Annotated in this window: 12 protein-coding genes; 6 read left to right on the top strand and 6 right to left on the bottom strand. The window is 38.2% G+C overall.

All coding sequences use genetic code 11. The features are described 5' to 3' along the window. Positions 1 to 427 precede the first annotated feature (427 nt). Positions 428 to 1,753: a M12 family metallopeptidase gene (locus B7E04_RS00705; RefSeq protein ID WP_080776693.1), complete on the top strand. Its 1,326-nt coding sequence runs from the start codon at positions 428 to 430 to the stop codon at positions 1,751 to 1,753. A 63-nt stretch (positions 1,754 to 1,816) separates the two neighbouring features. Here the strand turns inward: B7E04_RS00705 and B7E04_RS00700 are convergent, their stop codons facing one another. Continuing rightward, positions 1,817 to 3,097 (bottom strand): adenylosuccinate synthase, encoded by a 1,281-nt coding sequence (locus B7E04_RS00700; RefSeq protein ID WP_080776692.1) that lies wholly within the window; start codon positions 3,095 to 3,097, stop codon positions 1,817 to 1,819. 214 nt (positions 3,098 to 3,311) lie between these two features. Further along, positions 3,312 to 3,878: a Crp/Fnr family transcriptional regulator gene (locus tag B7E04_RS00695; RefSeq protein WP_080776691.1), complete on the bottom strand. Its 567-nt coding sequence runs from the start codon at positions 3,876 to 3,878 to the stop codon at positions 3,312 to 3,314. Positions 3,879 to 4,022: 144 nt separating this feature from the next. On the opposite strand from B7E04_RS00695, the gene ku reads away from it, so the two are divergent. The 3 genes from ku (at position 4,023) to ligD (ending at position 7,353) form a co-directional block, all read left to right on the top strand. Further along, positions 4,023 to 4,808: a non-homologous end joining protein Ku gene (gene ku, locus B7E04_RS00690; protein WP_080776690.1), complete on the top strand. Its 786-nt coding sequence runs from the start codon at positions 4,023 to 4,025 to the stop codon at positions 4,806 to 4,808. Further along, positions 4,808 to 5,410: a DNA polymerase ligase N-terminal domain-containing protein gene (locus tag B7E04_RS00685; protein ID WP_080776689.1), complete on the top strand. Its 603-nt coding sequence runs from the start codon at positions 4,808 to 4,810 to the stop codon at positions 5,408 to 5,410. Before ku ends, B7E04_RS00685 begins: the two co-directional genes overlap by 1 nt. 71 nt (positions 5,411 to 5,481) lie before the next feature. Next, on the top strand, positions 5,482 to 7,353 hold the full coding sequence (gene ligD / locus B7E04_RS00680) for a DNA ligase D (protein ID WP_080776688.1): 1,872 nt from the start codon (positions 5,482 to 5,484) through the stop codon (positions 7,351 to 7,353). A gap of 36 nt (positions 7,354 to 7,389) precedes the next feature. On the opposite strand, the gene B7E04_RS00675 is transcribed toward ligD, so the two are convergent. From B7E04_RS00675 to B7E04_RS00660, 4 genes are all read right to left on the bottom strand, one after another. Further along, positions 7,390 to 8,124, bottom strand: a complete 735-nt coding sequence (locus B7E04_RS00675; protein ID WP_080776687.1) for an SDR family NAD(P)-dependent oxidoreductase — start codon at positions 8,122 to 8,124, stop codon at positions 7,390 to 7,392. A 262-nt stretch (positions 8,125 to 8,386) separates the two neighbouring features. After that, on the bottom strand, positions 8,387 to 8,758 hold the full coding sequence (yajC, locus tag B7E04_RS00670) for a preprotein translocase subunit YajC (RefSeq protein WP_062650246.1): 372 nt from the start codon (positions 8,756 to 8,758) through the stop codon (positions 8,387 to 8,389). Positions 8,759 to 8,762: 4 nt separating this feature from the next. After that, positions 8,763 to 9,281 carry a DUF1573 domain-containing protein gene (locus tag B7E04_RS00665; RefSeq protein ID WP_080776686.1) on the bottom strand — a complete coding sequence of 173 codons (519 nt, stop codon included), beginning with the start codon at positions 9,279 to 9,281 and terminating at the stop codon, positions 8,763 to 8,765. A 1-nt stretch (position 9,282) separates the two neighbouring features. Then, complete coding sequence (locus B7E04_RS00660; RefSeq protein ID WP_080776685.1) at positions 9,283 to 10,188, bottom strand: transcription antitermination protein NusB; 906 nt, start codon at positions 10,186 to 10,188, stop codon at positions 9,283 to 9,285. A gap of 90 nt (positions 10,189 to 10,278) precedes the next feature. Here B7E04_RS00660 and B7E04_RS00655 point away from each other — a divergent pair, with 90 nt between their 5' ends. Both B7E04_RS00655 and B7E04_RS00650 read left to right on the top strand, forming a co-directional pair. Continuing rightward, the gene (locus B7E04_RS00655) at positions 10,279 to 11,940 is read left to right on the top strand and encodes an ABC transporter ATP-binding protein (protein ID WP_080776684.1); all 1,662 of its coding nucleotides are present in this window, start codon (positions 10,279 to 10,281) and stop codon (positions 11,938 to 11,940) included. 99 nt (positions 11,941 to 12,039) lie between these two features. Beyond that, entirely contained in the window at positions 12,040 to 12,375 is a 336-nt protein-coding gene (locus B7E04_RS00650; protein WP_034701927.1) for a DUF3276 family protein, read from the top strand. Positions 12,376 to 12,382 lie beyond the last annotated feature (7 nt).

Below are 12,382 nucleotides of genomic sequence, written 5' to 3'. Positions count from 1 at the left end.
TATTTTGAATTTGCAACTCAGTTTACTTTAATTTCCATGACAGGAAATGAACCTGAACCGGTAAAGAGTCTGGTCATTCGCTATGAAAATCTTTATCTGTCTGATTTTTAAAAATCATGCGGGAAAGCAATATTATAATCGGAATCTGGAATGCTTATTAAAAAATAACAATCAGCTGCCTGTTTCATTAGAATAAAATAAGCTTTATCACAAATATTACATAATTCCAACCCGCATCTCAAATATCCGTGAAATAACTTTAATCTAAATTTTATAGTAAAAAATAATATAAAATAAACTTATTAACAAAATAAATACACAATACAATAAAATAACCAACAAAACAATAATTATATTATGTTATATTTAAATATTATTTTTTATTGTTACATTTATAACACCAATAAACCACCAATATTTAAATAATATGAAAAGTAAATTTTTAATTTTATCAGGATGCCTTGTCCTGTTACTGAACTCGTGTAGATCGGATGTTGAAAACGCACAGAACATGGATCACACCACATCGAAGTTAGATAACACAACGATTCACAAATTTTCAATTAATGGAAATGACACTTATGTAAACGAAGTGAATGGTGAATATTTTTTTGCGGATGATATCACCATTAGCCCTGAACAGTTTAACAATTTAAAGATGCAGGCTGACTCCGAATTGTCAACCGCAGAAAAAAGTACTATTGTAAGCTCATTTATCAAAACCTGGCCTAATGCGACGGTCTATTATACACTACCTGCCCAGGGAAGCCTGAGCACACAGAACTATAATACATTCCTGACCAATATTAACAAGGCCTTTACAATGATTTCTTCTCAAACGAGTGTTCAGTTTGTTCAACGTACCAATCAAACGGAATACATCACTTTTACGTATTCTACCGGTAACAGTTCTCCGCTTGGCTGGCAGAAAAACAGGGTGAATGGCATTAAAATCTACAACATCACCTATCCGGCAATTATTGCCCACGAAGTGATGCACTCTATGGGAATTATGCATGAACAGTGCCGTCCGGACAGAAACCAATACATCATTGTAGATGTTACCAGAGCACAGGCAGGGACCCATCATAACTTCAATCTTTATAATGATTACGGAGGACACGGCGCATTTGATTTCGGTTCAGTCATGATGTATCAGTCTACAGATTTTGCCATAGACCCTACTAAACCCGTAATGACCAAGCTGGACGGTTCCACATTCACCAAGCAAAGAACATCACTATCCGCCGGTGATTATGCCGGAATTAATCATCTGTATGGTCCGGTTAATACTACTTCCGGCGTCAACGGAACTTATACCATGACCACCTCTTTAGTAAGTAATAAAAATGTAGAAATTTCCGGAAGCTCCACTACTGACGGTACCACTGTGGTTCTGAATACATCCTCTACAGGAAATAACCAGAGATTTACATTCAGCAAATCAGATCATGGATATTATATCATCAAATCTTTACTAGACCCTACTAAGGTATTAACCGTAAAAAGTAACGGAACAGCCAATGGAACAGCCGTAGAGCTAAGAACCAATTCCAATACAGATGCTCAGAAATGGTTATTATTTAACCTTGGTAATAATGGATTTGGATTTGCTCCCAAAAATGCACCGGCACTCAGATTAGAGGTAAAAAATGGGGTAACAACTAATCTTACGCCTATTGTAATCGGCAGTACGGATCAAACGCTTCAGCCGCCTACAAAGCAACGTTTTAAACTCACAAAAGTCAACTAATTAAACTTTTGCATATCAAATATGAGGTCAGGAATGGTTTTCCTGACCTCTTTTGTTTTATCATTATTTACTGTTTAACTTTAAAATCTGTTCTCTTCCCGGCCCAGTTGAAAGATAAGTAACCGGAACACCCAGTTCGGTATTAAGAAAAGAAAGAAAAGCTTTTAATTCTTCAGGCAAGCCAGCGACGTCTTTAACAGCGGCAATGTCTCCGCTCCAGCCTTTTAAAGCTTTAAGGACAGGACGGGCGTTGTCAGGAAGCGTTCCTGCAATCGTCTCAACAGTTCCGTCTTCCAGTTCATAATGGGTACAGACCGCCACAGATTCCATTCCACTTAAAATATCTGCCTTGGTCAGAATAATCTGGGTAACTCCGTTGATCATAATAGCATACCTTAAAGCCGGAAGATCCAGCCAGACTATTCTTCGTGGGCGTCCGGTGTTCGAGCCAAACTCATTCCCTTTATCTCTGATTTCTTCACCCACCTCATCAAAAAGCTCTGTTGGGAACGCGCCATTTCCTACCCTTGTAAAATAGGCTTTTGCTATCCCGAATATTTCACCGATTTTTCTAGGAGAAACTCCCAGCCCCGTACTTGCTCCGGCAGCCGTTGTAGAGGAAGAGGTTACGTAAGGATAAGTTCCGTGGTCAATGTCAAGCATAGCCGCCTGGGACCCTTCTGCCAGAATCTTCTTACCTTCAGTCATGGCTTTATTTAAAAATATCTCCGTTTCCATACGCCTGAATTTCTTAATAAAATCTATTGCTTCAAAGAAGTCCCGGGTAATTTCATCCAGAGAAGGAAGAATTCTGTCTCCAATAGCTAAAAACCTGTAATCTCTTTGCAAAATATGAAGGATTCTGCTTTCAAAATCCCGAGATTCTATATCACCAACCCTCAGATTCTGTCTTAAAATTTTATTGGAATATGCCTGTGCAATCCCGTTTTTCGTTGTTCCAATCGTTGTATACTCCGGATTTTCTTCCATAAAAACATCCAGTAGCCTGTGTGTGGGAAGGACAAGATGTGCTTTTTTGGAAATTACAAGATTCTTTTCCGGTTCAATGCTTTCGTCAAACCTGTGTAAATTTAAAATTTCATTTCTGAAACTTACAGGATCCAAAACAGTTCCGGTTCCAATCACATTCTGAACATTCTTCATAAAAATTCCTGAAGGAAGCGATTTCAGTGTAATCCTTTTTCCGTCACGTTCTATGCTGTGTCCTGCATTTGCTCCCCCGTTAAAACGTGCTGTAATATCATAACCTTCACTGATCAGGTCAATAAATTTCCCTTTACCTTCATCACCCCACTGAAGCCCTAAGACAATATCCATATTCATATTTTACATTTTTTATACTGCAAAGCTATGGCAGGGATTAAGCGAAGCCATTGTCATTTGACAAAAAGGGATTTTTTTGTAAAATGTATAATGTAAAAAGTATTTATGATAATGAAGGCCTATGTTTAAATAGACAGACCCTTATTAATTTCCGGGTTAAATTAATGGAGGTTTTGATTATTCTAAAGTGAATAAAACCAGTTGTATTGATTTTTTATATATTTCTTCTGATCCTGCTTAAAGAAGAAGGGGTAATTCCGAGGTAAGAAGCCAGCATAGATTGTGGAACACGGTTGGCCACTCCTGGATAGTGATTTAAAAAATGAATATACCTTGATTTGGCGTCAAGATTAAGCATGGTACTCGCCACTTTAAGTTTGTTTTCCGCTACAAAGGCATGCAGTTTTGCAAAGAGCACGGGCCAGATGGTAATTTCTTTTTCCAGTTTTTTAAAGTGGTCCACATCAATGGCCAGCAATACGCCGTCCGTAACGGCTTCAATAGATTCTAGGGCAGGCACCTGATCTGCAAAACCGTAAAAATCCCCGATGAATCTTCCTTCATAAATAAAATAACGGGTAAAATCATCACCCTGTTTGTTATAGTACACAGACCTGAATACGCCTTCCTTTACAAAAGCGATCTTTTTGCTCACCTTTCCCGCTTCTATAAAATGCTCACCTTTCTGAATGCCCATTTCCTGCAGTCCATCTTTGATCAGCAGTTCTTCCGTGGCGTTAAGTATTCCGAATTTCCGTATGTAATTTAAAAGTTCTTCCATGTTGTTTTTACCTGCGAAGCACAAAACATAAAGATAGAAAAACAGGGCAACAAACCCATTGCCATTTGACAATTAAGCCCGCAAAATATACCACATCATTCTCCGGCGGCATGTTAATTGATTGATTTTTAAAAACGTAAGACAATGAAAGCAATTTGGAACGGCGCCATTGGATTCGGTTTAGTCAATATCCCAGTTAAAATCTACTCCGCCACAGAAACCACAAAACTGGATCTCGACATGCTCGATAAATCTGATTTCTCTAATATTAAGTTTAAAAGGGTAAACGAAAGTACGGGAAAAGAAGTGAAATGGGAAAACATCGTGAAAGGGTATCTCATGGATGATAAATACATTGTTCTCGATAAAGAGGATTATGAAGCCGCCAGCCCTGAGAAAACAAAAATACTTTCGATAGACCAGTTTGTAAAGGAAGCCGAAGTAGACAGCGTGTACTTTGAAAATCCCTATTATCTGGAACCCCAGAAGAACGGAGAAAATGCATACAGGCTTTTGCTGAAAGCTCTGCAGGAAACCGAGATGGCAGGAATCGGCACCTTTGTCCTTCGTGAAAGTGAGGCCATTGGGATGATCAGGCCGTATAATGATGAGATTCTGGTGCTCAACAGGCTCCGGTTCAATCAGGAGATCAGAGATTATACAGATCTTAAGATCCCGGCTAAAAAAGCTCCCAAACCGGCAGAAGTAAAAATGGCGGTAAGCCTTATCAAGCAGCTTTCCCAGGATTTTGACCCGGAAATGTATAAAGACACCTATTCTGATGCGCTTATGAAAATCATTAAGCAGAAAGCGAAAGGTAAAAGCATTAAAGCTAAAAAAGCCGAACCTGCAAAAGAAGGTAAGGTGATTGATCTTATGGCTCAGTTAAAAGCCAGTTTACAAAATTCCAAATCTAAATCTGCATCATAATGGCCCTGAAAGATTATAACGAAAAACGCAGGTTCAATGAAACTACGGAACCCGAAGGTAAAACAAAGAAAAGCAAAGACAAACTGATCTTCGTGATTCAAAGGCATGCAGCATCCCGGCTTCACTATGATTTCCGGCTGGAAATGGATGGTGTTCTGAAAAGCTGGGCGGTTCCCAAAGGGCCATCCCTTGACCCGAAAGACAAGCGTCTTGCCATGATGGTGGAAGACCACCCGTATGACTATAAAGATTTCGAAGGAAATATCCCGGAAGGAAATTACGGCGCGGGACAGGTGGAAGTTTGGGACAGCGGTACTTATGAGCCTTTAGAGGAAACGAAACTGAACCACGAAAAAGAGCTTTTAAAGGAGCTTCACGCCGGTTCTTTAAAATTCATTTTACACGGTAAAAAGCTCAAAGGAGAATTTGCTCTTGTTAAAATGAAAAATACTGAAGACAATGCATGGCTGCTCATTAAACATAAAGACGATTTTGCAGAAAGCCCATATGACGCTGAAGAAAATACGTCGCCAAAATCTTTGGTAACGAAATTTTTAGAGGAAAAAAAAAGCCTAAAAATAAAGGCAAAAAAGAAGTCATAACCTCTGAAAGCAGATTCAGGAACTTCAATTCTTTAACCAATGAAAAGAAACTCTCTTCATTTATCAGGCCGATGCTGGCCAAATCTTTTGAAAAAGCATTTGATGATGAGGATTGGGTTTTTGAAATAAAATGGGACGGCTACAGGGCTATTGCGGATCTCAGCGGTAAGCATCCTCTATTTTATTCCCGAAATGGAATTTCATTTTTATCGAAATTTGAAAAGGTAACAGCAGATTTTGAGCAACAGAAGCATAACATGATCCTCGACGGAGAAATTGTTGCGTACGATGAACACGGAAGGCCCAGTTTCCAGCTTTTACAGCAGATTGGGGATAATCCTGATTTGGCTTTAACCTATCAGGTTTTTGATCTGTTATGGCTGAATGGCCACTCTACAGAAGATCTTCCTCTGCTCCAGCGTAAAGAACTTTTAAAGGAAGCTTTAACGGAAACGGATATCATCAAATACTGTGATCATATTCCTGAAAAAGGTATTGAATTCTTTAATCAGATGAAACAAATGAAGCTGGAAGGAATGATTGCCAAAAAAGCTAACAGTTTATATGTGGAAAATCATAGAACGGCAGACTGGCTGAAAATAAAATTCACCAATACGGATGAAGCTGTTATCTGTGGATTTACAGAGCCCAGAGGATCCCGGAAAAGCTTCGGAGCACTGATTCTTGGGAAATACAGTAATGGAAAGCTGATCTATTGCGGACATACCGGAACAGGCTTTAATAATGAATCTTTAGAACAGCTTTACGGAAGACTTCAAAAACTGATCATTAAAACATCCCCTTTTGAAACCATTCCAAAGACCAATATGCCGGTAACCTGGACTAAGCCTGAGCTGGTCTGCGAGATTAAATATTCGGAAATCACAAAAGACGGCATCTACCGTCATCCTGTTTTTTTGGCCATCCGGGAAGACAAAGAACCGCAAGAAGTTACCATTATCAGTCCTGCTAACCAAAAATCTAAGAAAATGAAAGCGAAAACTCCATCAAAAAAAGCAGAAAACATTGACAAAGAGAAAGAAGTAACCCTGGACAAGCATCAGGTGAAGCTCACCAATCAGGATAAAATTTATTTTCCTAAAGATGGAATTACCAAGGGCGAAGTGATAGAATACTACCAGTCGGTTGCCAGTTATATTTTACCCCATCTTAAAAACCGCCCGCTGTCTCTGAACCGTTTTCCCAATGGAATTGAAGAACAGGGTTTTTACCAGAAAGATGCCGGTGACCATATGCCGGACTGGATCAAAACCACAAAGGTTTATTCTGAATCCAACGATAAGTACATTGACTATGTTTACTGTAATGATAAAGCGACTTTAGCTTATCTGAATAATTTGGGCTGCATCGATCTGAACCCATGGAACAGCTCTCTGCCTGATCTTGAGCATCCCGATTATCTGGTACTGGACCTGGACCCTTCGAAAAAAAATACATTTGATGATGTGATTGAGACTGCTCTTCAGGTGAATGAGGTTTTAAATTCAGTTAAAATAAAAGGATATTGTAAAACCTCCGGAAGCACAGGAATCCACATCTACATTCCGATGGGTGGGAAATATGATTTTGACCAGGTAAAAGATTTTGCCCATATCCTGATGAAACAGGTGAACGAGAAACTCCCGAAGATCACCACTCTGGAAAGAAGTTTACAGAAAAGGGATGATAAGAAAATCTACCTCGATTATCTGCAGAACAGAACCGGACAGACTTTGGCCAGTGCCTACAGCCTGCGTCCCAAGGAAGGTGCTTCCGTATCAATGCCGTTGGAATGGGATGAAGTAAAGCCCGGTTTGAAGCCAACGGATTTTACAATTCATAATGCTTTGGAAAGGGTTAAAGAAAAAGGGGATTTATTTAAACCGGTTTTGGGAAAGGGAATTGATATGATGAAGGCATTAGAATTGTTGCAGGGTGTTTAATAATTGTAATGTCTTAAAATTGTCATTCGAAAATAATTAAGGGAGTTTTGCCACTAAGCTTTCGGGAAGCATTTTCAGAATGAAATAAATAATCTTCCATTTAAAATTCGGGACAATGACAAAGGAGTTTCCGGCATTCACGATGTGTTTTGCGACATAATCCGGTTCCATGATAAGGGATTCATTGAGTTCCAGCCCTTCATTAATCTTGGTTCTGATGTAGCCAATCACCAAAGCATTGACTTTTATTTTTCTGGAAGACAATTCCTGTCTTAATCCGGCTAAGTACTGGGTAAATGCAGCTTTTGTACTTCCATACACAAAATTGCTTTTCCGTCCTCTTACTCCGGAAAGCGAAGACAGCCCAATGATTCTTTCAAGATTTACATTGCTTTGGTCCATAGCAATTATATTCAGAATGGAAACTGCTCCCATATAGTTCACCTGCATCATTTGTTGCGCTCCTTTAAAATCTCTCAATGCTTTTTCATTATCCACCAGAAAACCAGCTGCATATATTGCAATATGAGGTTTTACAGGAAGTGCATTATAAAATTTTTGGTGGGAATCAAAATCTACGGCATCAAAATAAAGAATCTGCACTTTTGAATGATCAAGGTGGTTGTCTTTAATAAACTTCTGAAGAGAGGCAGTATCTCTTGAAGCGGCTGTTACAGAAAACCCTTTTTCAAGATACTGTTTGATGCATTGCTTGGCGACATCCGAATTGGCACCTAAAATGAGAATTCTTTTTTCTGTGTTTTGATTCATAGTGCAAAGATATGGTATGAAGCGTGGATTTTAAAGATAGTTGGATTTTTAAACACAAATTTTGGCACAAATTTTCACAAAATGCAATAAAGATTTAGCTACAAGGCTTATTTAACGCAAAGGTTAAATTCTTTGTGTGATAGTTTAAGGGAGCAAAGAGGTGTGACTTCGTCACTGATTAAGTATGGGTTTTATGCCTATAAAAAGTCCGGCGCAGTGAACTTCGTTCACCGCGCCGGACCCATATTTTCAAACTGAAAAATTACTTCTTTTCAGTTTCGATTTCTTTTTTCTCCGGAGTTTTTTCAGCAGCTTTTGCCTTATCTCCAAAACGTGCTTCAGTAAATTCTCTTGAAACCGCTGCTTTTTCGAATTTCAGTTTTCCTGATAAAGTTTCAATCACGAATCCATCATCCTGAACCTGGGCAATTCTTCCGTGAAGACCTGAAGTAAGGACTACTCTTGTTCCTACTTTTAACGTTTCCTGGAAGTTTTTCTCCTGCTTCTGTTTTCTCATTTGTGGTCTGATCATCAGAAAATAGAAGCCCACAAACATCACCCCCATCATAATCAGCATCATGGAAGAGTTTCCTCCCGCTGCAGGTGCCTGTAAAAAGATTGATAACGTATTCATTATATTATGGTTGAATATTCGCAGTGAATGTTAATTTAATAGGTGCTTTATCTACGTTTGCAAATACATCTGCATACTTCTGAACGTTCCCGTCGAAGCTTGAAGAATCAAAATGCAATGTGATTTTTCCTTTTTTACCGGGAAGAATAGGATCTTTTGTAAAATCAGGAGCAGTACATCCGCATCCAGGCTTTACTTCAGAGATCACCAATGGATTTTTTCCTGTGTTGGTAATTTCGTAGATGTGCTCTACTTTATCTCCTTTTTTGATTTTTCCAAAATCGAAGTTGCTCTCAGATAATGCAACAGATGTTAACGGCTGGTTAGAAACCGGAGCTGCTTCAGCTGTATTGACTGCAGGGGCTGCCGCTGAATCAGTAGGCGCTAAATTAGTTGCACCGGCAGTGGAATCTGTAATATTAGCAGTTTCTGCACCGGCAGCAGCTTGTTGGTTTTCTTTTTTACAAGAAACTAAACCAAAGCCTATAATAGACAAAGCGATAATTGATAACGTCTTTTTCATGTTAAATTCTATTTTGATCTTTACAATATTTATCTAAAATTCCGTTAATGAAGATATTGGAACGGTCTGTTGCAAATACTTTTGCAATTTCAATATATTCATTGATAATAACTCTTGAAGGCGTAAAAGGAAAATTGTCAAGCTCTGAAATAGCGGTAGCCAAAATGACTTTATCCATCAGGGAAACTCTTTCCAGATCCCAGTTTTCCAGTCTTTCACTTAGTTTTTTCTCATTAGCCTCCCAATTGTTCAGGGTATCTCTAAGAAGTTTTGCGGCGAAAGTTTTATCCTCATCATCTTTAATCATTTTAATTAAAGTTCTGCTTTCTTCATCTTCTTTCAGAAAACCGATTGTTTTCTGTACCATGGAGTTGGCAATGTGGATATCGTCATACCATGAAAGTTCTTTATCACTCAAATAATCCTGGAAATCATCATTTTCAGCAATATATCTTAAAAATAGCTTCCCGATAAACTTCTGATCATCTTCAAAGGAATATCCTTCTTCTTTCATAAAATCCTGATAACGTTTTCCTGCAGTAATTCTTTGAAAAGTCTTCACCAACATATCATCATGCATATCCCATTTCAGCTGTTTGTGCTGACCTGTGAAAAATAATCGCTCCGGATTTTCCTCCAGTTTGATCAATACCTGATTATTGATGAATTTTTGATTAGGGTTGATATCAGCATCGGTTTTAATGTATTTATTCTTCCCGATCTCAATCTGGGTTTCCGCCAATTCTTTCAGCGCCACCAAAAAATTAAGCTGATAGATGTACAGATTATAGATTTTCTCTATTCCTGAGAACATATTTTTCTCTAATACATCAAATTTTACAGGATTCTGATAGTATGAATACACTGTTTGTACTACTTTTTCACGGATTTGTCGTCTTCCTAACATTCAAAGAGCTTTTTATGGCTGCAAAGATACAAAAATTAAAATTGATGAAATTCGTAGTATGTGTACATTTTTGTAAATTTGTAAAACTTTATGAAAGCGCTAAAAACCTTAAACCCTTATTTTTGGAAGCACAAAATGTTATTGTTTTGGGGGTTGTTATTTATCATTGCCAGTAATTTTTTCAACATATATAAAGTTCAGTTTGTAGGAAAATCTGTGGATGAGCTTACCAAAGGCGGACATTTGGGTTTCAATAAGCAGGTTCTGATCTACGTGGCCATCATTGTGGGCTCTTCGCTCCTTACCGGATTTTTCACCTTTATGATGCGTCAGACCATCATTGTGGCCTCCAGAAGGATAGAATATGAACTGAAAAATAAAATTTACAGACATTATCAGGAATTATCCCTTACCGATTATAAGCAGACCACCATTGGTGATCTGATGAACAGGCTGAGTGAAGATGTGGTTGCCGTAAGGATGTATCTGGGACCCGGGGTAATGTATGTTGTGAATCTGTTGATTCTTCTTTTGATTACCAGTATTTACATGGTGAAAACGGATGCCTCCATGACTTTATGGACTTTATTGCCGCTTCCCATCTTATCCTATATTATCTTTAAGGTGAGTTCTATCATCAATCAGAAGTCGAAGATTATGCAGAAAAGCCAATCTGCTATTTCCACTTTTGTACAGGACAGCTTTTCCGGGATCCGGGTGGTGAAGTTTTTCGCCAAAGAAAACTACATTAAAAAGAATTACGGCATTAAAGTAACAGACTATCAGGACAAAGCTTTGGATTTAGCAAAAACTGAAGCGTACTTCTTTACTATTATTTTATTCGTAATCGGGTTGCTGAATGTTGCCGTGATCTTAATTGGCGGGCAGAAATATATTGCCGGAGAGCTGAGCGTAGGTAAAATTGCCGACTTCTTCATGTATATCAATATCCTGATCTGGCCGTTCTCCATGGTAGGATGGGTAACTTCTGTGAACCAGAGAGCTGAGGCATCCATGCAGAGAATTAATGAATTTCTGGATAAAAAATCAGACATTATTAACACCAACTTTGATACCTATCCTATTAAAGGGGATATTGAATTCAGAAACGTTTCTTATGTCTATCCGAATACCGGCATCAGAGCCCTGGATAACCTGAGTTTTAAGATCAACGCGGGAGAATCGCTTGCGATAATGGGTAAAACAGGAAGCGGAAAATCCACCATTGCCCTTCTTCTGTGCAGACTGATTGATCCTACGGAAGGTGAAATTTTAATTGACGGCAAAAATCTGAAAGAGCATAATCTTACGAACTACAGGAATTTCATTGGTTATATTCCCCAGGAAAGCTATTTATTCTCGGATTCTATTGAGAATAATATTGGTTTTGCCATTGATCATCCGTCTCATGAGAAAGTGGTGGAGTATGCAAAAATTGCAGACGTTGATAAAAATATTATCGGGTTTAAAGAGCAGTATAAAACACTTGTGGGTGAACGCGGCGTGATGCTTTCGGGAGGTCAGAAACAAAGAATTTGCATTGCCAGAGCCCTGATTAAGGACCCGAATATCATTATTTTTGACGATTCTCTGTCTGCTCTGGATACGGAAACCGAGCAGAATATTCTTGAAAATATCGACCGGAAAATAAGCAACGCCACATCCATAATTATCACACACAGAGAGTCTAGCGCTCAAAAAGCAGATAAAATCATCAACCTTACTGAAATTACCAATTCTGTAACTGCATAGCCGATTCGTTTCCAATTGTTAAATAAATCATAAAAAAAATTTTGTGATTAAAAGAATTCTTTTATATTTGTTCTTAACAAGATTAAAAAATATCTAACAATGAGTGAATACAAGGAACGCCATGAAAATGAAATTTTCACGAAGGTGTTAAAAGCAGGGAGAAGAACTTATTTCTTTGATGTGCGCGAGACGAAAGCAGGAGATTATTATCTTACGATTACCGAAAGTAAAAAGAACTTCGGGGAGAATGGGGAAGCTACATTCGAGAAGCACAAAATTTATCTTTACAAAGAGGATTTTAAAAGTTTTCAGGAGATGTTTAATGAGTCCACAGATTTCATCATTAACGAAAAGGGTGAGGATGTAATATCAGAAAAACACGACAAAGACTTCAAAAGCAAATCATTCACAATTGATTCTGACGACGAAGTTTAAAAAAGAA

This window comes from Chryseobacterium phocaeense, from assembly GCF_900169075.1.
Taxonomy (GTDB): Bacteria; Bacteroidota; Bacteroidia; order Flavobacteriales; family Weeksellaceae; genus Chryseobacterium; species Chryseobacterium phocaeense.
The sequence above is the reverse complement of the archived record's forward strand: the minus strand, read 5'-3'. Positions and strand labels throughout refer to the sequence as shown.